This window comes from Gordonia sp. 11cp, assembly GCF_057767225.1.
In genome coordinates this window covers 1939698-1958995 of the sequence record NZ_CM173437.1, presented here as the reverse complement: position 1 = coordinate 1958995, position 19298 = coordinate 1939698, and the positions used below count along the sequence as shown (strand labels likewise).

Here is a 19298-nt window from a genome sequence, read left to right as displayed (position 1 = left end):
CAGCATGCTTCGTGGTGTGTACTGCGTCACCAGCCACCCGTAGGGAGTTGCAGAACACGATTCCGACGCCCGTCGGACGGGATGCGACGTCACACCCTGCAGAGGACGGCGGCCTGCCGCCGCCGCACGCGTTCCCTCCCTGCCACCATGAGGACTCATGGCCCACGCACCCGCCCGGCACGGCTGGATATCCTGGACGTTTGTAGTGCCCTGCCGCGCAGCCCCGCGCACACCATGAAAGGCCCCTTCGTGCAGATCACCAGCATCGGTCATGCCGGTTTCCACATCCAGACCACCGCCGGATCGATCCTCTGCGACCCCTGGGTCAACCCGACGTACTTCGCCTCCTGGGTGCCCTTCCCGGACAACTCCGAACTCGACTGGCAGACGCTCGGCGATTGCGACTACCTGTACGTCTCGCATCTGCACCGGGATCACTTCGACGAACGCAACCTGCGGGAGAACGTCAACAAGGACGCCACGGTTCTGCTGCCCGACTACCCGGTGCCGGATCTGCGCCGCGAACTGGAGAAGCTCGGGTTCACCAAGTTCGTCGAGACCACCGACTCGGTCAAGACCACGGTCACGAACGACAAGGGTTCGCTCGACGTCATGATCATCGCGCTGCGCGCGCCCGCCGACGGCCCGATCGGCGACAGCGGGCTCATCGTCTCCGACGGTGAGACGGTGTGCTTCAACATGAACGACGCACGACCGATCGACCTCGACGTCGTCGGCGAGGCGTTCGGGCCCGTCGACGTCCATCTGCTGCAGTACTCGGGCGCGATCTGGTACCCGATGGTCTACGACATCCCGCGGAAGTCCAAGGCCAACTTCGCCTCTCAGAAACGCCAGCGCGGAATGGACCGCGCGCGTTCGTACATCGAACAGGTCGGGGCGACCTGGGTGGTCCCGTCGGCCGGACCGCCCATGTTCCTCGACGAGGACCTCTTCTACCTCAACGACTTCGGGTCGGGTGAGACCGCGGACGTCACCTCGATCTTCCCCGACCAGGAGACGTTCCTGGAGCAGATGCGCATCCACGGAACCGACGACGGCGAGAAGCACCGCGGCCTGATGATGGTGTCCGGTTCGGTCGCCGAGTTCTCGGGTCCGGTGCTGAACGAGGTCACGCATCCGTACGCTCCCGCCGACGTCTTCGGCGAGAACAAGCGCGCCTACCTCGAGCGGATGAAGGAGAAGTTCGCTCCGGTCATCGCCGCGGACAAGGCCACGTGGGCGCCGGCCGACGGCGAGCCGCTGATCGGCGCGCTCCGCGAACTGTTCGAACCGATCATGGCGCAGTCGGATCTGATCTGCGACGGCATCGGATACCCGGTCGGACTGGTGATGACGCCGGGCGGTGGCGCGGCCAACGAGGCCACCGAGACCGTCGTCCTCGACTTCCCCAACCGCATCGTGCGCGAGCCCAAAGAGGGAGAGGGCAAGTACCGCTACGGATTCCGGATCGCCACCGAGCTCGTGCGGACCGTCCTGCGCGACAACGAACCCGACTGGGTCAACACCATCTTCCTGTCGACCCGGTTCACCACCTGGCGGATCGGTGGCTACAACGAGTTCCTCTACACGTTCTTCAAATGCCTGACCGATGAGCGGATCGCCTATGCCGACGGCTGGTTCGCCGAGGCTCACGATGACTCGGCGTCGATCACCAAGGACGGCTGGGAGATCCAGCGGCGGTGCCCGCACCTCAAGGCCGACCTCGGCAAGTTCGGGGTCATCGAAGGCGAGAAACTGACCTGCAATCTGCACGGATGGCAGTGGGATCTGCCCACGGGACGCTGCCTGACGTCGAAGGGCCACGACCTCCGCGCCTCCAGGCTCGACTCCTAGTCGCCGGCGGATCACGACCAGAGATGACATCCGAGCGCACGTACGGCGGCCGCGCGGTGAGCGACCGCGCCGCCGAACGCCGGCAGCGCTTCCTCGATGCCGCGCTGGTCGAGTTCACCGACACCGGCTATGCGAAATCGTCGGTCACGTCGATCTGCCGGGTGGCGGGACTGTCCCGCCGGCAGTTCTATGCGGAATTCACCGACCGCGAGGAACTGTTGGTCGCCCTGTACGACACCGTTCAGGGCGCCGCGCGCGTCGCGGTGGCAGAAGCCCTGGCCGCGTGTCCTTCTCGCGACCTCCGCGACCTGAGCACCGCGGCGATGCGCGCCTACATGGAATCGGTGGGCACCGATCCCCGGCGCGCGGCGGTCTCGTTCGTGCAGATCGTCGGGGTGAGCTCACGCGTCGAGCAGCACCGCCTCGACGGCCGCGAGGAGTGGGCGGACTTCTTCGTCGCCGCCATGGCCGATTTCGCCGGCCGTCCGGCAACCGAGAGACAGCGCCATCTGGCCATCGCCTTCGTCGGCGCACTGACCGGACTCGTCCACCGATGGAGCGAGACCGCAGATCCCGCCGCCCTCGATGACATCGTCACCGTGCTGGCCGACATCCTGCTCGCCTTCGCGCGTCTCTGACGCCCGGGTCGTCCATTGTGTTCTGCGACACATCGGGTGTATGTTCTGCCGCAGTGTGAGACACGGTCGTCTCACTTATTGAGGAGGAATCCATGCGGGGATGGGTACAGCGCGGGCTCGCGCGACTGCTGATCGCGATGATGACGGTCGCGACCACGGCCGTCGCGGTGGTGGGAGGCACGATCAGCGCCGGCGCCGCGAGTGCCGTACCGGTCGCCCCGCCGCTGCCGTTCCCGGTTCCGCCCGCGATTCCGGAGTTCGACAAGGCCTTCTACCTACCCGACCGGTCGGTGGTCGCGGCCAAGAAGCCCGGTGAGCTCATCGCGGCGCGTCGAGTGCATGTGGCGGCCCTGTCGGTGATCCCGGTCAACGTCGACGCCTGGCAGATCTCGTACCGTTCGACGAACACGCGAGGTGAGCCGATTCCGGCCGTGGCAACGCTGCTCAAACCCAAGGGACCGGCCGAACCCGGACCATCGAAACTCGTGTCCTGGCAGTCCGCGGAGGACTCCACCGCGATGTACTGCGCGCCTTCCTACGCACTCCAGCAGGGGTCGATCCCGGGCCAGCTCACCGGGTCGGTGGACTCGAGCTACGAGGTCCTGCAGATCACCTCGCTGGTCGGTGCCGGCTGGTCGGTCGTCATCCCCGATCACCAGGGTCCCGAATCCGCCTTCGCGGCAGGGCCTCTCGCGGGTCGCATCACCCTCGACGGCATCCGGGGCGCGCGGGACTTCGCCCCGCTGGGACTCAAGAACGACCTGCGTGTGGGTCTGATGGGTTACTCGGGCGGGGCGATCGCCACGGGCTGGGCGGCCGAGCTGCATGAGGCATACGCCCCGGAGCTGCCGATCGTGGGAGCCGCCGAAGGCGGTGTGCCCGCGGACATCCGCGCGCTGGTCGACCTCGCCGACAGAAACGCGGCGTCCGGGCTGATCATGGCCGGGATCATCGGGGTCAGCCGTGAGTATCCGGAGCTGGAACGCTTTCTCCGACGCCACATGAATCCGCTGGGCACAGCGTTGCTGGCGAGCAAGAACCCCCTGTGCCTCACCTACCAGGCGGCGCTTGCACCCTTCGTGAACATCAAGGGCCTGGTGAACCTGCCCGGCGATCCACTCGACCATCCGGTTCCGCGAAAGGTGCTGGGAAAGCTCAGAATGGGAGAAACGACGCCCGACTTCCCGATGTTCATCTATCAGTCGAACCCCGACTGGATCGCCCCCGTGGGGCCGGTCAACGAGCTGGTCCGCACCTACTGTGGCGATGGCGCGAGTGTGCGGTATGTGCGCGACCATTTCAGCGAGCACATCACGCTCGCCGTCGAGGGTTTCGCCCCCGCCATCGTCTGGCTACGGGACCGTCTCGACGGCAAGCCGGCGCAGAGCGGCTGCACCACAAGCGATCAGGGATCGATGGCTCTCGACCCCGCCACCTGGCGCGCGTTCGTCAACCTCGTGGGCAACAACCTCGCCCTGGCGATCAACCAGCAGTTGGGCAATCCGCCGCGGGTGCCGTGACCCTCCCCCGGCCGGCTCCAGAGTGGGCGGCGTGTTTGCCGACCACGGATGTGGGTAGACCTCCAGCACGGCAGAGAGCCGCCCGAGTCGATCGTTACCGAGCCGTTGCATGCAGACACGATCCGACGTCGACGAACGCGCATCGAGACGACGGAGGCAAGTCGATTCATACGATGGCGTCAGGGCTTTCGGCCCGCGAGGACGTTAGGTCCGGACGTCGAACTTCGACCGTGAGGAGAACATCATGGCCCAATACCGCGTAGTGGACGCCAGCGAGAACGTCGTCGAGGAGAAAGAGTTCGACGACGCCACCAGCGCATACGACTGGTTCAAGACCGTCGCCGCCCCGGACGACAGCCTGGGCACCGTCATGCAGGTACACGATGCCGGTGAGTGGAAGAACTTCGAGGTGTCCGATGGTGGCACCAACGCCAGTCCGTCGGCCGACGCGGACTGAACCTCCCCCTCGGCGGGGGTCCCGTCGACATCGGTTTTCGCGCCCCAGGGATCGTTCCCTGGGGCGCGCGATGCGTCTTCAGACCCTGAACGCCGCCGGATAGGCGATGGTCCCGCGCGGGACGGGGCCGTCGTCGAGCGGCAGTGCCATCATCGCCTCGTCCGGGACGTCGAACGGGGCACGAATCCCGAAGCGCGAGGCGGGAACGAAGCCGAATCGCGGGTAGTACCCGGCATGACCGAGGACCAGGACCAGGTGCTCGCCGAGGTCGCGGGCGGTGGCGAGACCGGCGACGATGGTGGCCGACCCCGCCCCGGTCCGCTGCCGCGACGGCAGGACCGAACACGGTCCGAGCGTGAGTGCGGGCGCGCCGTCGATGTGGCACCTGGAAAACAGTGAATGCCCGACGACGATGTCCACGGCGTCGGTCGCGACGATCGACAGACCCTCGATCCAGGCGTCCGGGTCGGCGCGCAACTCGTCGACGATCCGCGCCTCGTCAGCGGTCGGGAAGGCCGCGATCACCACTTCCCGGATCGCGTCGGCGTCCCCGGCGCGCTCGGCGCGGGTCGTCCACCGGCTCACCGCGTGGCCCGACTCCGGCGCAGGTCCGCGAGAGATGCCGTCACCGGCCGCACCCGCCGGCAGGCTGGCCGGAGAATCGACGGTCGAGGAAACCGAGCGCTTCGGCGCTCCACGGGATGAACGCGCGGGTGTGATTCGAACCGCGGTACTCGGTGAACGTCGTCGGCACCCCTCGGCTGCAGAACGTGCCGGCGAGCCGGGCGACGTCGGCGGTGATCATCACACCGTCGCCGGTGCCGTCGACATTGCCGACCCCGAGCATCATCGGACTGCGCGGGGTGCCGAGCGTGCCCATCACGTTCTGCGCGACGGCCTGTCGCACGCCGGGGACGTCCAGCAGGCCGCCGACCGTCGGCACGAGGAGCTGATGATCGGTCAGAGCCGGGTACTTGTCGGCGAATGCCTCGATGCACTCCCCCGCCACCTGTCCGAGTACCCGCTTGCCTTTCGGGGAGAGGTAGGGCTGCAGGTCGATGCCGTACGTCTCGCCGTACACCGCCATCAGTGCCGGGATCACCCCGGCCCAGTCCTCGCTGCCGTTGACATACCCCAGGTTGTTGGCCGGGTTCACCACCACGCCACCCGCCGCGGCGCCGACGATGTTCAGGTCCGGCGCGTACCGCGGAGCCAACTCCGCGCCGAAGCCGGTGGGGACCGAACCGCCGGAGTAGCCGAACAGTCCGACGGGTGTCCGGGCCGGTGCACGCAGGTGGGCCAGCGCAGTGCGGACGCCATCCAGTGCCGCGTACCCCGACTCACGCGCCATCGTCCAGCGCAGCCCGCGGCCCTCGTAGTCGGGAGCGACGACGGTGTAACCGGCGGCGAGCAGTCCGGAGATGAGGGTGATGTCGATCGGTGCCTGCTTCGCGTTCCCACCACGCAGCGTGTAGGACGGGTCGCACTGCGAGCCGAGTGCGTCGTAGAACGAGTGGTAGGAGACGACGCGCCGCGGGGTTCCCGCACCGGCGCCCGGGGGCGAGATGACCGTGGTGACCGTCGCCGTCGGTCGGCCGAACTGGCTCGTCGTCCGGTACAGGATCTGGGTCGCCGAGATCGGGACACTGGTTCCGCGCCAACCCAATTCGACCTGACGCGTCCGCAGGGCCGCACCCGGTGAACGCGATTCGTAACCGGCAGGCGGGTCGTAGAACGGGTCCTGGGACGGCAACTGCGCCGGCGCTCCCACAGGTGCGGGGACGGGCGCGGCCGACACCGTGGGTGCGAGGACGGACAGGGTCGTCGTCAGCCCGAGGATCGCGGTCAGCGCTCCGAGGCTGCGGGAGAGAAGCCGCATGGGTGGTAATCATGCCCGATATGCGCCGTCTACAACGCCTTTCGTTCCGACTCCGCGGCAGGCCGGGCTCGCCGCGTCACCCGGTGGTGGCGTCCGGCACCGGACTCTCTCCGGCCCGCTCGACCGCCTCGACCACCGGCGACATCGCGACCACCACCGCACCGACCACCGCGGCGACGAAGGCGATCACCGCGACGACGCCCCAGCCGGCGCGCGTGGTGTCACCGAGCACCACGATGCCGATGACACCGGGCACGACCGTCTCGCCGACGACCAGGGCGGCCGACGCCGCGCTGACCGCCCCCTTCTGCAGCGCGACGGTGAACATGTAGAAGCCACCCGGTCCACACAGGACGATCGCGTACAGCGCCGGATCGGTGAGCAATTCGCCGAGATCGAAGGGATCGAGGCCGCCGAGGATGCGCACGGCGACGGCGAGGATACCGAACAGCACGCCGCCGGAGAGGCCCGCGAGTACCGCCACACGACGGTGCATCCGCGGCAGGATCGCGGCGCCGAGACCCAGGATCGCCGCTCCCACGACGAGTACCGCCCAGTGCAGCCACCACTCGTGCTCGTGCCCCTCGTCGCCGGCCGAGAAGCCGAGCAGGACCAGCGAGACCACCACGACCGCGATCGCCGTCCAGTCGCGAACCGACAACCGCGCGTTCAGGAACAGGGTGGCGAGCACGACGGTCACCACGAGGTTCGCGCTGACGATCGGTTGCGCCAGGAACAGCGGGATCATGCGGGCGGCGACCATGTTGCCCAGGAATCCGATCCCGTCGAGCGCCATCCCCGCGAGGAACGACACCGTCAGCATCGCGGTGATCGTCGACCGCAGCGACGGCGCCTCGCCCGGCCCGCCGGCGTCCTCGACACTCTGCGCGCCGCGCGCCTGCAACACCGAAGCGGTGCCGTACGCCAGCGCCGCGAACACCGCCGCGAGGATCCCGATCAGCATGGTCGAACAGTAGCCACCGCCGGGCGGTCATGCGGGCCGATGCCGATGTCGCCGCGTGCGCGCGTCGGGGCAGCCGGATGCGGCGAGCGGGGTGAGGTCAGTCCGACGCCCCGGTGACGTATGCATCGGCGAACTCGCCGACCGCGGGAATCGGCTGGATGCAGTCGAGGAGCACCCCATCGGGGCCTTCGACGATGAAGTGCCGCTGACCGAAGTCCTCGTCGCGCAGATCGAGCACCGGGCGCAACCCGCGTTCGTCCGTCAACCGTCGGTGCAGGCCGTCGACATCGTCGACCTCGATGTTGACCAGCAGTCCGGCGGCGGGTCGGCGGTGGCCGTCGGGGATCGTCGGATGGTTCGCGTCCACGAGCGCCAACTCGAACACGCCGGTGCGCATGCTGACGTACCAGTCGGCTGAGAAAGTGACGTCGAAGCCGAGAACTTGCTGGTAGAAGGCCGACGCCGACCCTACGTCCGCGGACATGAGGACCGGGTACACGCTGGTGACGGCCGCGCGTTGGATCGGATCCTCGCCGCCGTCATGTGACGCGCAGGCGGGAGATCACGTTGCGATCTGTCCCGGGATCCGGGATATGACGCAACCGGATCCCGCGGACCCTGTCGGCCTCTTATCGATGATCGAGCTCGCGAGGCGGATGTCCGTATCCGGCGGGCGCATTCGCGGCATCGGCAGTCTCGACCGCGGTGACCGCGCCCGACGACGCCAGGACCACCCCGCCGAGAACGGCTGCGACGAATGCCACGATCGCGACCGGACCCCATCCGGCACGGGTGACGTCGCCGAGGAACGCGATGCCCACCGCGCCGGGCAGGACCGTCTGACCGACGACGAGTGCAGCGGCCGCCGCGTTGACCGAACCGGTCTGCAGCGCCACCGTGAACAGGTAGAAGCCGCCGATTCCGCTGAGCAGCAGGGCATACAGCGCGGGATCGGTGAACAGCACCGACAGATCGAGTGGGTCGAGTCCGTCGAGGATGCGCGAAGCGACCGCCATCACGCCGAAGACGGCCCCGGCGATGAGACCGGTCACCGCCGCGATGTGCGTGCGCAGCCGGCGCATCATGATCACGCCCAACGCGATCAGTGCCGGCCCGGCGACGAGCACCGCCCAGTGCATCCACGCGGTGTGCTCCACACCTTCGCGACCCGCCGAGACCGCGAGCAGCACCAGCGACACCACGATCACCGACCCGGAGATCCAATCCCGCAGCGTCAGTCCGACTTTGAGGAACACCATCGCGAGCAGCGCGGTGGCCAGGAGCCGGGCCGAGATGATCGTCTGCGACAGGAACAACGGGATCAGTCGCGCCGAGGCGATCGTCGCGACGAAACCGATGATGTCGAAGACGAATCCGATCAGGAACGGCACCGTGAGCATCGTGGCCGCCGTCGAGCGCAACGACGGATGCGCGGCCGCGGATCGCCGGCGCTCCTCACGGATCGCCGCCCGCTGCGCGACCTGCTCGGCGCCCAGCGCCTGCAGAACGGCTGCGGCGGCGAACGCCAGCGAGCCGATCACCGCGATGACGATGCCGGCGGTCACGACACGAGCTCAGCTCAGCGCGGTGCGAGCACGTCGGTACCGACGAACTTCGCGAGTTCGGCGGGAAGCCGGACCGAACCGTCGGGCTGCTGGTGGTTCTCGAGGATGGCGACCAGCCAGCGGGTCGTCGCCAACGTGCCGTTGAGTGTGGCGGCGGTCTGCGGTTTGCCGTTCTCGTCGCGGTAGCGGATGGAGAGGCGTCGCGCCTGGAACGTCGTGCAGTTCGACGTCGAGGTCAGCTCGCGATAGGTGCCCTGCGTCGGGATCCAGGCCTCGCAGTCGTACTTCCGCGAGGCCGACGAGCCGAGGTCACCGCCGGCGACGTCGATCACCCGATAGGGCACGTCGATGGCGGCGAGCATGTCCTTCTCCCAGCCCAGCAGACGCTGGTGCTCGGCCGCGGCGTCCTCGGGCCGGCAGTAGACGAAGCCCTCGACCTTGTCGAACTGGTGGACCCGGATGATGCCGCGGGTGTCCTTGCCGTAGCTCCCCGCCTCCCGGCGGAAGCAGGTGGACCATCCGGCGTAGCGCTTCGGACCGTCGGACAGGTCGAGGATCTCGTCCATGTGATACCCCGCGAGCGGCACCTCCGACGTACCCACCAGGTAGAGGTCGTCGTCCTTGTCCAGGTGGTAGACCTCGTCGGCGTGAGCGCCGAGGAACCCCGTCCCCTCCATGACCTCCGGCCGCACCAGCACCGGCGGGATCATCAGGGTGAACCCGTTCGCGGTGGCCTTCTGCGCGGCCATGTTCAGCAACGCGAGCTGCAGGTGCGCCCCCTGGCCGGTGAGGAAGTAGAACCGCGACCCCGACACCTTGGCACCGCGCTCCATGTCGAGGAGTCCGAGCGACTCCCCGATCTCGAGGTGATCCTTCGGGTTCTCGATGTCGCGCGGCTCGCCGACGTGCTCGAGGACCACATAGTCGTCCTCGCCGCCCGCCGGTGCGCCATCGGCGACGATGTTGGAGATCGCCCGGTGGGCCTTCGTCGCCGCCGCATCGGCCTCGGACTGGCGCGACACCGCCGCCTTGACCTGCTCGGCGAGTTCCTTGCCCTTGGCGAGCAGCGCCTGCTTCTCCTCGCCCTGCGCCTTGCCGACCTGCTTGCCGAGGGATTTCTGTTCGGACCGCAACGCATCCGCTTCGACGATGGCCGCCCGTCGCTCCGCATCGGCGGCGAGCAGCGCGTCCACCAGGCCCGGGTCCTCGCCGCGGGAGCGCTGTGAGGTGCGGACGAGGTCGGGGTTGTCGCGAACAGTCTTCAGGTCGATCACGACTTCAAACCCTACTTGAGAGCGCGGTGCGAACCCGATCACGCCGCCTCGGTCCGGCCGGCGGACTCAGGTCCACAGACGGCGAAGATCCTCACGGCCGAACATCGACGCCGCGGTGTCGGCGGTCGGGGTTCCGCCGTGCGGGTCGGCCCCGGCGGCGACGAGGACGCGCACCACGTCGTCGAAACCCTTGAACACCGCGCCGGCGAGCGGCGTCTGCCCCTTGTCGTTCGGGAGGTCGGCGTCGGCGCCGCGGTCGAGGAGAGCCGACACCGTCGACGCGTGCCCGTGGTAGGCCGCGAGCATGAGCAGCGAGTCACCGGCTTGGTTCCGCAGATCTGCCGGGACGCCGGCGTCCAGATAACCGCTCAGCGTCTCGGTGTCCCCGTCGCGGGCCATGTCGAAGAGCCGGGTTGCCAGCTCCACGACCTCAGGGCTCGGGGCGCCGTCGGCGGGTCGATCGTCGGGATGGTTTGCCACCCCACGGAGTGTAGGCCCGCTCCCGCACGCCTCCGCCCGGATGGGACCGCTGGGGACCCCTCGTGTGGGAGACTGGGCGCGGTGTCTCCCCGTCCCGAAACACAGCACGAATCCGCAGGCCCCAGCGAGAGTTTCCTGACGGTCGTCATCGCGTTCGTCTCGAACCTGCTGATCGCCGTTGCCAAGACCGGCGCGGCGATGATCACCGGGTCGGCGTCGCTCGTCGCCGAGGCGGCGCACTCGTGGGCCGACACCGGGAACGAGATCCTGCTGCTGATCGCGGAACGTCGCGCCCATCGGCCTCGGGACTCCCGCCATCCGCAGGGATACGGACGCGAGGCCTACATCTGGTCGATGTTCGCCGCGTTCGGACTGTTCGCCGTCGGCGCGGCGGTGTCGGTCCAGCACGGCATCTCCGAACTGCTGTCGCCGGAACCGGCCACGGATTATGGCATCGCCTACGCGGTTCTGGCGATCGCCGCGGTGCTCGAGGGCATCTCCTTCGTCCGGTCCTACCAGCAGGCGAAGCGCGGCGCGGTCAAGCGCCGGATCAGCCTGCTCCGTAAGGTGTTCGCCACATCCGACCCGACCCTGCGCGCCGTCTTCGCCGAGGACGCGGCGGCGCTCATCGGCCTGGCGATCGCCTTCGTCGGCGTGCTCCTGCACCAGGTCACCGGGTCGGCCACGTACGACGCGATCGGGTCCATCCTGGTGGGCCTGCTCCTCGGCGTCGTCGCGATCGTCCTGATCAACCAGAACCGACGGTTCCTTCTCGGGCAGGCGGTCGACGACGCGGTCCAGCAACGGGTTCTCCGGGACCTGCTCGCTCACAGCAACATCGATCGCGTGACCTACCTACATGTCGAGTACACCGGGCCCGTTCAGCTGGTCCTGGTCGCCGCAGTCGATTTCGCGGGCGACGACGTGGAGTCCTCGGTCGCCGTCGCCCTACGGCAACTGGAGAACGAGCTGGAGCGCGACCCGCGGATAGCCGAAGCGGTGCTCACCCTGTCCGCGCCGGGGGATGTCGACCTCGTGCCCGACGCCCCCTGACCTCGGGGGATCCCACCGGGGGGGAGCAGGGACTGGTTACACACTGTGGAGTTGTCAAAGGTCGTGTGGCGCCGGATCGACGCCGGAGGGTCTGTGGGGTCGGGGTCGTTACACGAGGGCGTCGTCGAGTCGCATGGTGCGCCGGTTATACGCCGGCCGGGGTAGGCGTCGTGGGTCGATGTCCGCCGGCGGGATCAGCCATGGATGCCGGTCGGGCCCCATCACCACCTGCCAGCCGTGGTGATGGACCTGGGTGTGACACCGCTGGCAGAGCAGGCACCCGTTGTCGAGATCGGTAGGACCACCATCGGCCCAGTGCACCAGATGATGCACTTGCGTATGGGCCGCGGGGGCACCGCATTTCACGCAGCAGACGTCCCGCACGACGATCGCCTGACGCAGATGATGCGGGAACAACCGCTTCGTGGTGCCCATCCGCAACGGCACCCCCTCGCCGTCGAGCACGATCTCGGCCACCGCACCGTCGCAGGACAACCGCCGCGCCGACGACTCTGACACCGCCCCCACCCACGGCAACCGTGCCGGATCCGCGCCGTCGGCGGGAATGGTCACCAGCACCTGCGTCCGCGGGGCTCCCGCGGTGATCATCGCCGCGCCGATCGCCGCCTGATCCAGCAGCAGTTCCAGCCCGTCGGCGCGACGCTGCCCCACGCCGCGGCGATCGTCGGCGCCGTCGGGTTCGGGACGCGGACCGGATCGTTCGTCGATCATCGACAGAAACTTCTCCCCGATCACCGCCGTCACATCGGCGCTGATCCCCACCCGGCCTTCCTCGGTCACCCGAGCATGCACCATGTTGAGTGACGCATCATCAGCCGCCGCCACAGCGTTCGGGTCCTCGTCGGCGACACGCACGGCGATACTCCGGGCGTGCGAGTCGATCTCGGCGGGAGTGGCACCGGAGAACGCCTGGCTGAGCAACTCGGTCTCGAACACCTGCCGGTCGTCCTCGGAAAGCCCAGCCGCTGACCGTTTGTCGATCAAGCCGATACCTCGGACCACCGCATCGACACACTCCGCAGACAGATACCCTTCGGCGGCGCAGTCGGCGACCTTCGGCAACGACGCCATGCTGCTGGCGATCCGCACACCACGGTGGGCGACAGTCGGCGGCATCCCCATCTCGATCAGCCACGACCGCGTTGTCGACCCCGCGCGCGCCGCCGCACCCGACGCGTCCAAAAGGGCCACGTGCACAGCGATCTGGTGTTCCAGCACGTTGCGCAACACCCGGAGTTCGTCGAGTCGGTCGAACACCGCGCGACCACTCGGATCGCCGGGTGGTGGTTGCAAGACGATGAGGGTGTCGCGGAGTTCGGTGATCGAGGGCATGACACCAAGGTACTCGCCAAAACGTTCGACGGCGAGATTTCTCCACAGCCCGGGTTCGTCGAATACCCGTGCCCTGCAGTCAATGTCACTCATACACCAGCGGTGAACCGTGGTGGACTGTGGTGAACAGAAAACCCATCAGCCACACGGGCGGATTATTCCGAAGAAGGAACTGTGGATCTTTCGGACTCGGGAGCAGTGCCCCAGCAGGTCTCTCGGATCAGGAACCAGCGAATCACTCCGGCGGCGAACGGAACTGGTCCCGCTTCCAGTCGCCGTTGATCTCGTCGCGCTCGCGGACGGCCTCGCGGAAACCGGCGGTCGCGGCGCGCTGCTGGAAGGCGTATCCCTCCCGGGTGTGACGGGAGATCCCGTCGAACACCGTGCTGATCATCCCCGAGTTGGCCACTCCCTGTGCCAGGAGCGCACTGTTGAGTGCGAGTTTGGCCATCACCAGCTGGTTGACCGGCATTCGCGCGATCCGCTCGAGGAGTTCCTCGGTGCGGGCGTCGAGCTCGTCCGCCGGCGGCGCCTCGACGGCCAGCCCCCACTCGTGCGCCTGCCGGCCCGACAGGCAGTCGCCGGTGAACAGCAACCGTTTGGCGCGCTGATCGCCGAGCCGGTGCGCCCACATCCCGGCGGCGGGGATGCCCCACACCCGGGTCGGTGGGTACCCGATCTTCGTGTCGTCGGCGCAGATGATCTGGTCGGCGTAGAGGGCGATGTCCGTGCCGCCCGCGACCGCGAACCCGTGCAGCTTGGCGACCGTCGGCTTGTTCGCGTGCAGCAGGCTGGCGAACCCGCGGTTGAACCTGCTCATCATCGCGTAGTCGATCATGGGATCCCAGGTGCGGTTCGGGTCGTGATTGCGCGCCTGCACAACGGGATCGAGGACGGTGCCGGTCCGGGGATCGACAGAGTGCGACGGGTCGCCCCCGTTCTCCGCGAAGATCGACAGGTCGTATCCGCCGCAGAAACCCTTGCCCCGCCCGGACACGACGATCACGTGGACGCCGGGGTCGAGATCGGCGCGTTCCACCGCGTGCGACAGTTCGACGGGGGTGTCGATTGTGATCGCGTTGCCCTGATCGGGCCGGTTGAAGGTGATGCGGGCGATCCGGCCGGTGACATCGTAGGTGAGAGTGCGGTATTCGATGTCCGGTCCGCTCGCCGCCCGGCCGGCGAACAACGAATCCTCGCCGTCGCGGAGGCCGTCGCGCCACCCGGCCGGCCGCGACCCGTTCGACTCAGCCATGAGTGTTGCCCTGCACCGTCTTCGGGACCACCCGCTCGATGATCGACGCCGTGTCGACCCTCGACGGCAACGTGCCGAACACGTCGCCCCGGTCGTTGCCGAGTCGGCTCGCGACGAACGCGTCGGCGACCGCCGGGTGCCCGTACCGCACCAGCAAGGACGCCTGCAAGAGCTGGGCCATCCGGCCGACGACCCGGCGAGCCCGGTACTGCATCGCATCGCGGTCACCGAACTCTCGCCGGAGTTCGGCCGCTGCGGCGTCGAGTCTCCGGTCCGCCCCTGTCGCGCAATCGATCTCGTCGAGGAACGCGGTCACCGTGGCCGGTTGCTTGGCCATCGCGCGCAGTACGTCCAGGGCGGCGACGTTGCCCGAGCCCTCCCAGATGGACATGAGGGGCGCCTCCCGATAGAGCCGGGGCATCCGCGACTCCTCCACATACCCGTTGCCGCCGAGGCACTCCAGCGATTCGGCTGCATGGATCGGGGCGCGTTTGCAGACGTAGTACTTGCTGACCGCGAGGGAGATCCGTCGGAGGGCGTCGGCCGGTTCGTCACCGGCGCCGGCCTTGTCGGTCAGCTCGGCGAGCCAGAGCGCCGTCATCGTCGCGCCCTCCGACTCGACCGCCAGATCGGCGAGAACGTTGCGCATCAACGGCTGATCGACGAGCGCGGCGCCGAATGCCCTGCGATGGGTGGCGTGATGCGCGGCCTGCGCGACGCCGACCCGCATACCGGTCGCCGAGCCGAGAGTGCAGTCCAGGCGGGTCATGTTCACCATCTCGATGATCGTCGCCACCCCGCGGCCCTCCTCGCCGACGAGCCACCCGACCGTGCCGTCGTACTCCACTTCGCTGCTCGCGTTGGAGTGGTTGCCCAGCTTGGCTTTCAACCGCTGGAGCAGAAAGGTGTTGCGCGTCCCGTCGGGAAGGACCCGCGGGACGAAGAAACACGACAACCCGCCCGGCGCTCGGGCGAGCACCAGGAACACGTCGCACATGGGCGCCGAAGTAAACCACTTGTGACCGGTGATGCGGTACGTCCCGTCCGGTTGCGCGACGGCGGTCGTCGTGTTCGCCCGGACATCGGAGCCGCCCTGCTTCTCGGTCATCGACATCCCGGCCGTCAATCCCGCTTTCGACAGCGGGGTGCGCAGTCCCGGGTCGTAGGTCGTGGAGACGAGCAGCGGCTCGTACATGCCCGCGAGTTCGGGGTTGGCCCGCAGTGCCGGGACGACCCCGTAGGTCATCGACATCGGACAGCCGTGCCCGGCATCCACCTGCCCCCACACGCTCGACTTCACGGCGCGCTCGAAATGGGCCGTCGGGCTCGGGTCCGACCATGCGGTTCCGCCCAGGCCCAGGCCGATGCCCGTCTGCATGAGGTGGTGGTACGCGGGGTCGTAGACGACCTCGTCCACCCGATTGCCGTACCGGTCATGGGTCCGCAGCTCCGGCGGATGGGATTCGGCGAGATCGCCCCACCCGAGCGCCTCGGCGCCGCCGGCCAGGCGGCCGATCCGGTGCAGTTCCTCGAGCATGTGGTCGGCGCCCGCGCGGTGGACCGCCTCGGAGATGGCCGGATTGTCCGCGGCGTCGAAGTCGACGAGCTCGGGGACCTGATTGGTGACGGCATGGGTGGACATGGCGGGCCCGCCTTCCTGATCGGAGTCGCGACCCACGCTATTACACTTTTCACACGACCGACAGAGCTCTGTAATATCCCTGCGTGCCGCTGTCCCGGACCTCGCGGACTAGCATCGACGGCGTGCCCGAACGCGTGAACATTCCCAAGCTCACGGCGCGTTCGGTCATCCTCAGCGCCCTTCTCGGCCTCGACTCGCCCGACGCCTCGATCAACGGAATCCTGGCGATGACGACTGATCTCGGGCTCCGCGAATCGACGGTCCGGGTGGCCCTCACACGGCTGGTCGCCGCAGGAGATCTGGAACGCACGAACGGCCGGTGCCGGCTCTCGCCACGACTCGTCGAACGGCAGCGACGACAGGACCGCGCGCTGCATCCGGCGCGCCGCGACTGGGACGGCATGTGGGATCTCGCCGTCGTGACCGTCGGTTCCGAGAGTTCGACCGACCGCGCCCTCCTCCGTGACGCGCTGCAGAAGGCGCGGCTCGGCGAGATCCGGGAGGGAGTCTGGGCGCGTCCCGCCAACCTCGACATCGAGTTCCCGTCATCGGACCTGCGCCGTCGGCTGAACCTCTTCCGAGCCGTTCCCGAAGAGGCATCGGCAGACCTGGCAGCGCGACTGTTCGCGCCGTCGACCTGGGCGGAATCCGCGGTCGACTTGCTCGACGCCCTGGCAACCGCACCCACCGTCGCGGAGCGGTTCGAGGTCGCCGCCGCGTGCGTGCGCCACATCCTGCGCGACCCGCTCCTGCCCGTCGAGCTGCTCCCCGAGCCGTGGCCGGGAGACCGTCTCCGCGACGGCTACGAGCGCTTTCGGAACGAGCTCACCGGACTCGCCGCACGGCACCTCACGCCCGACGACGCGTGAACAACCGGCGCCCCACCGACCGTCGACCTCGATCGAGGGGCATCGGCCGGGTCGGGCATCCACGCACGAGGGTGTGCCCGGTCGGGTCCGTTAGGCATGATGGAACCCGATGAACGCGCCCGACCCCGACCGCAGCCGCCCCGCCGACGCCGACGCACCGCACGCGTCGGCATCCGGCCGACCGGCCGGCGGAGCCCGCCGACCAGGCAACATCGCCCGCAATCCGGTCTTCGTGATCCTCGGCGCGATCGTCGTCGGCGCGATCGTGGCGGGCGGGATCGCCTTCACCATGGGCGTCTTCGACGACAGCGGCAGCGTCGGCGGCAGCAACATCGGCGAAGGCGAACGGCTCACCGAGAACGCCTTCACGAAGTCGGTCGCGGGCGACTGCCTCGACTGGCCGGCCGGAAACCCGGGGCAGCCGGTCGACGTGCCGTGCGAACAGAAGCACCGCTTCGAGGTCGCGGGCGCCATCGACACCGCACTGATCCCGGGTGCCGAGTTCGGCGAGGACGCACTCTGGCCGGGCGCCGAGCGCTTCGCCACGATCCGCGACGAACAGTGTCCGGTGATGGTGGACCAGTATCTCGACGGACGTCTCGACCCGCAGGGCCGCTTCGCGGTGGGCATGATGTACCCCTCGCAGGCGCAGTGGGACAAGGGCGCGCGTCAGCTGCGCTGCGGGGTCCAGGAGAACGGCGCCGACGGTGCGCCGGTCCAGTTCTCCGGTCGGGTCGCCGACCAGAACCAGTCGTACGTCTGGCCCGAGGGAACCTGCGTCGGGATCAACACCGAAACCCGTGCCCCGACCGGGTTCGCGGTGAGCTGCGCTGAGCCGCATGCCTTCCAGACCACCGGGATCGTCGACCTGTCGGTCCGGTTCGGTGACCGGATGTCGAACAAGCCGTGGCCGCCGACGGGTGCGCAGAACAACTACCTCGGTTCGATCTGCCCGGTCCAGGCCGAGCGGTTCGTGGGCGGGCGAAAGCCGCTCGACGCGACCACGCTCAACGTTCAGTGGTCGGTGCTCAGCGAGCCGAGCTGGCTCGCCGGGAGCCGCAAAGTCGTCTGCTACCTGGGCCTCCCGGACAAGCGCGGCGGGTTCGCGACGCTGGTGGGCGACGCCAAGGGCGGGGCCTTGCTGATCAACGGCCGCGCGCCGGTCGCGCCGCCCGAAGCACCCCCGGGACGTGCCCTGCCGACACCGGTACCGCTGCCTCCGGGGATCGCGCCCAACCCCGACGAAGCACCGGCCCCGGCGGGCTGACGCGATGTCCGTCATGATGTCCGACGACGAGTTCGACGGACTGGTCTCCGACGCCCTGGACACCATCCCGACCGATCTGACCGACGCGATGAACAACGTGGTCATCCTCGTCGAGCCGTTCAATCCCGAGGAGCCGGGCATTCTCGGGCTCTACCACGGTGTCGCGCTCACGATGCGGACCAGCGACTACGGCGGCTTCCTGCCGGACACGATCACCATCTACCGCGACCCCATCCTCGCGATGTGCCACTCGCGGGAGGAGGTCGTCCACGAGGTCGCGGTCACCGTCGTCCACGAGATCGCCCACCACTTCGGCATCGACGACGAGTGGCTGCACGCCAACGGCTGGGGATAGTGGTGCGCGGACCCCTACCGGGTCCGTCCGATCGATCTCGATGTTTGACCTGCGGCGGAACGCGGTACGAGGGGTAGCAGATCGAGCAGCCCTCTATCGCAGGAGTCAGCCCATGTCCTCAGACGCCATCGTCATCCTCCGGGACGACCACAAAGAGATCCGCAAACTGTTCCGCGACTTCAAGTCGCAGGGCGACAACGCCGTCAAGACCAAGGGCAAGATCGTCGACAAGATCATCGAGGCCCTCACCGTGCACACCTACATCGAGAACGAGGTGATGTACCCGGAGATCCGCAAGCGGGTCCCCGATCTGGAGGACGACATCCTGGAATCGTACGAGGAGCACCATGTCGCGGACGTCCTCGTCGTCGAACTCGCGGCACTCTCGCCGGACGCCGAGCGATTCGACGCCAAGACCACCGTCCTCATCGAGAACGTCGAGCACCACATCGAAGAGGAAGAGGACGAGTGGTTCCCGAAGGTCCGAGAAGCCCTGAGCCGCAAGGAGCTCCGGGAGATCGGTGAGGAGATGATGCGTCGCCGGGAGAAGGCCCCCCGCCGGCCGTCGCAACCCTCCGCCCTGAAGAAGACGGTCGACGCCATCATCAAATAGCCCCTGCCCCCTGAGGTGCGAGCCTGGCTCTGGCCTATGGGATTTGAACGTAGTAGGACACGCCCTTGTTGAGGTTCGGGTGGGTGGTGAAGGACATGAGGTTGATGCCTTGTCCGACTCCGCGGAGCTTCACGCGGACCGGCGCCTCTGGTCGTGGTCCGAGGTCCATCGGCACCACTCGTTCGCGGTACTGGATGCCGGACCAGTAGCCGATACCCATCGGCCATCCAGTAGCTCTACCTCCAGTAAGAAACATGTGA

20 protein-coding genes are annotated in these 19298 nt (G+C 68.3%); 9 read left to right on the top strand and 11 right to left on the bottom strand.

Translation table 11 applies throughout. From position 1 onward, the window contains the following. The first annotated feature begins 249 nt into the window (after nt 1-249). The 4 genes from AC3B6C_RS08675 (at nt 250) to AC3B6C_RS08660 (ending at nt 4469) form a co-directional block, all read left to right on the top strand. The gene (locus AC3B6C_RS08675) at nt 250-1854 is read left to right on the top strand and encodes a Rieske 2Fe-2S domain-containing protein (protein ID WP_014924948.1); all 1605 of its coding nucleotides are present in this window, start codon (nt 250-252) and stop codon (nt 1852-1854) included. A 23-nt stretch (nt 1855-1877) separates the two neighbouring features. Beyond that, nucleotides 1878-2492 carry a TetR/AcrR family transcriptional regulator gene (locus AC3B6C_RS08670; RefSeq protein WP_014924947.1) on the top strand — a complete coding sequence of 205 codons (615 nt, stop codon included), beginning with the start codon at nt 1878-1880 and terminating at the stop codon, nt 2490-2492. Between the two features lie 92 nt (nt 2493-2584). Then, complete coding sequence (locus AC3B6C_RS08665; RefSeq protein WP_488375697.1) at nt 2585-4012, top strand: lipase family protein; 1428 nt, start codon at nt 2585-2587, stop codon at nt 4010-4012. A 244-nt stretch (nt 4013-4256) separates the two neighbouring features. Beyond that, on the top strand, nt 4257-4469 hold the full coding sequence (locus AC3B6C_RS08660) for a hypothetical protein (RefSeq protein ID WP_014924945.1): 213 nt from the start codon (nt 4257-4259) through the stop codon (nt 4467-4469). A gap of 78 nt (nt 4470-4547) precedes the next feature. Here AC3B6C_RS08660 and AC3B6C_RS08655 read toward each other — a convergent pair whose 3' ends face one another. The 7 genes from AC3B6C_RS08655 to AC3B6C_RS08625 form a co-directional block, all read right to left on the bottom strand. Continuing rightward, entirely contained in the window at nt 4548-5054 is a 507-nt protein-coding gene (locus tag AC3B6C_RS08655; RefSeq protein ID WP_488375696.1) for a GNAT family N-acetyltransferase, read from the bottom strand. 40 nt (nt 5055-5094) lie between these two features. Next, a complete protein-coding gene (locus AC3B6C_RS08650; protein ID WP_488375695.1) occupies nt 5095-6348 on the bottom strand; it encodes a lipase family protein in 1254 nt (417 codons plus the stop codon). A gap of 76 nt (nt 6349-6424) precedes the next feature. Next, nucleotides 6425-7312 (bottom strand): hypothetical protein, encoded by an 888-nt coding sequence (locus tag AC3B6C_RS08645; protein ID WP_488375694.1) that lies wholly within the window; start codon nt 7310-7312, stop codon nt 6425-6427. 97 nt (nt 7313-7409) lie between these two features. Beyond that, nucleotides 7410-7796 (bottom strand): VOC family protein, encoded by a 387-nt coding sequence (locus AC3B6C_RS08640; protein WP_488375693.1) that lies wholly within the window; start codon nt 7794-7796, stop codon nt 7410-7412. Nucleotides 7797-7941: 145 nt separating this feature from the next. Then, nucleotides 7942-8877, bottom strand: a complete 936-nt coding sequence (locus tag AC3B6C_RS08635; protein ID WP_488375692.1) for an EamA/RhaT family transporter — start codon at nt 8875-8877, stop codon at nt 7942-7944. A gap of 14 nt (nt 8878-8891) precedes the next feature. Continuing rightward, on the bottom strand, nt 8892-10151 hold the full coding sequence (gene serS / locus AC3B6C_RS08630; RefSeq protein WP_488375691.1) for a serine--tRNA ligase: 1260 nt from the start codon (nt 10149-10151) through the stop codon (nt 8892-8894). Nucleotides 10152-10217: 66 nt separating this feature from the next. After that, nucleotides 10218-10631: an ankyrin repeat domain-containing protein gene (locus AC3B6C_RS08625; RefSeq protein WP_488375690.1), complete on the bottom strand. Its 414-nt coding sequence runs from the start codon at nt 10629-10631 to the stop codon at nt 10218-10220. A gap of 81 nt (nt 10632-10712) precedes the next feature. Between AC3B6C_RS08625 and AC3B6C_RS08620 the strand changes: the two genes are divergently transcribed. After that, nucleotides 10713-11684: a cation diffusion facilitator family transporter gene (locus AC3B6C_RS08620; protein ID WP_488375689.1), complete on the top strand. Its 972-nt coding sequence runs from the start codon at nt 10713-10715 to the stop codon at nt 11682-11684. Nucleotides 11685-11792: 108 nt separating this feature from the next. Here the strand turns inward: AC3B6C_RS08620 and AC3B6C_RS08615 are convergent, their stop codons facing one another. From AC3B6C_RS08615 to AC3B6C_RS08605, 3 genes are all read right to left on the bottom strand, one after another. Then, the gene (locus AC3B6C_RS08615; RefSeq protein WP_488375688.1) at nt 11793-13037 is read right to left on the bottom strand and encodes an HNH endonuclease; all 1245 of its coding nucleotides are present in this window, start codon (nt 13035-13037) and stop codon (nt 11793-11795) included. A 235-nt stretch (nt 13038-13272) separates the two neighbouring features. Continuing rightward, nucleotides 13273-14292, bottom strand: coding sequence for a crotonase/enoyl-CoA hydratase family protein (locus AC3B6C_RS08610; RefSeq protein WP_010844417.1), 1020 nt, complete (start codon nt 14290-14292; stop codon nt 13273-13275). Further along, the gene (locus tag AC3B6C_RS08605; protein ID WP_488375687.1) at nt 14285-15934 is read right to left on the bottom strand and encodes an acyl-CoA dehydrogenase family protein; all 1650 of its coding nucleotides are present in this window, start codon (nt 15932-15934) and stop codon (nt 14285-14287) included. The genes AC3B6C_RS08610 and AC3B6C_RS08605 overlap by 8 nt, the downstream gene beginning before the upstream one ends. Nucleotides 15935-16056: 122 nt before the next feature. On the opposite strand from AC3B6C_RS08605, the gene AC3B6C_RS08600 reads away from it, so the two are divergent. The 4 genes from AC3B6C_RS08600 (at nt 16057) to AC3B6C_RS08585 (ending at nt 19038) form a co-directional block, all read left to right on the top strand. Further along, complete coding sequence (locus AC3B6C_RS08600; RefSeq protein WP_083888923.1) at nt 16057-16803, top strand: PaaX family transcriptional regulator C-terminal domain-containing protein; 747 nt, start codon at nt 16057-16059, stop codon at nt 16801-16803. A 109-nt stretch (nt 16804-16912) separates the two neighbouring features. Continuing rightward, nucleotides 16913-18070, top strand: a complete 1158-nt coding sequence (locus AC3B6C_RS08595; RefSeq protein ID WP_488375686.1) for a septum formation family protein — start codon at nt 16913-16915, stop codon at nt 18068-18070. A 4-nt stretch (nt 18071-18074) separates the two neighbouring features. Next, entirely contained in the window at nt 18075-18425 is a 351-nt protein-coding gene (locus AC3B6C_RS08590) for a metallopeptidase family protein (RefSeq protein ID WP_010844413.1), read from the top strand. Between the two features lie 112 nt (nt 18426-18537). Next, nucleotides 18538-19038 (top strand): hemerythrin domain-containing protein, encoded by a 501-nt coding sequence (locus tag AC3B6C_RS08585; RefSeq protein WP_010844412.1) that lies wholly within the window; start codon nt 18538-18540, stop codon nt 19036-19038. A 34-nt stretch (nt 19039-19072) separates the two neighbouring features. Here the strand turns inward: AC3B6C_RS08585 and AC3B6C_RS08580 are convergent, their stop codons facing one another. Then, nucleotides 19073-19258, bottom strand: a complete 186-nt coding sequence (locus tag AC3B6C_RS08580; protein ID WP_488375685.1) for a hypothetical protein — start codon at nt 19256-19258, stop codon at nt 19073-19075. Nucleotides 19259-19298: the final 40 nt, after the last annotated feature.

Excerpts from the sequence above, each read along its gene's own strand:
- AC3B6C_RS08670 (WP_014924947.1), top strand. The coding sequence starts at position 1,878 with ATGACATCCGAGCGCACGTACGGCGGCCGCGCGGTGAGCGACCGCGCC.
- AC3B6C_RS08665 (WP_488375697.1), top strand. The coding sequence starts at position 2,585 with ATGCGGGGATGGGTACAGCGCGGGCTCGCGCGACTGCTGATCGCGATG.
- AC3B6C_RS08660 (WP_014924945.1), top strand. The coding sequence starts at position 4,257 with ATGGCCCAATACCGCGTAGTGGACGCCAGCGAGAACGTCGTCGAGGAG.
- AC3B6C_RS08650 (WP_488375695.1), bottom strand. The coding sequence starts at position 6,348 with ATGCGGCTTCTCTCCCGCAGCCTCGGAGCGCTGACCGCGATCCTCGGG.
- AC3B6C_RS08645 (WP_488375694.1), bottom strand. The coding sequence starts at position 7,312 with ATGCTGATCGGGATCCTCGCGGCGGTGTTCGCGGCGCTGGCGTACGGC.
- AC3B6C_RS08640 (WP_488375693.1), bottom strand. The coding sequence starts at position 7,796 with ATGTCCGCGGACGTAGGGTCGGCGTCGGCCTTCTACCAGCAAGTTCTC.
- AC3B6C_RS08615 (WP_488375688.1), bottom strand. The coding sequence starts at position 13,037 with ATGCCCTCGATCACCGAACTCCGCGACACCCTCATCGTCTTGCAACCA.
- AC3B6C_RS08610 (WP_010844417.1), bottom strand. The coding sequence starts at position 14,292 with ATGGCTGAGTCGAACGGGTCGCGGCCGGCCGGGTGGCGCGACGGCCTC.
- AC3B6C_RS08605 (WP_488375687.1), bottom strand. The coding sequence starts at position 15,934 with ATGTCCACCCATGCCGTCACCAATCAGGTCCCCGAGCTCGTCGACTTC.
- AC3B6C_RS08595 (WP_488375686.1), top strand. The coding sequence starts at position 16,913 with ATGAACGCGCCCGACCCCGACCGCAGCCGCCCCGCCGACGCCGACGCA.
- AC3B6C_RS08590 (WP_010844413.1), top strand. The coding sequence starts at position 18,075 with ATGTCCGTCATGATGTCCGACGACGAGTTCGACGGACTGGTCTCCGAC.
- AC3B6C_RS08585 (WP_010844412.1), top strand. The coding sequence starts at position 18,538 with ATGTCCTCAGACGCCATCGTCATCCTCCGGGACGACCACAAAGAGATC.
- AC3B6C_RS08580 (WP_488375685.1), bottom strand. The coding sequence starts at position 19,258 with ATGGGTATCGGCTACTGGTCCGGCATCCAGTACCGCGAACGAGTGGTG.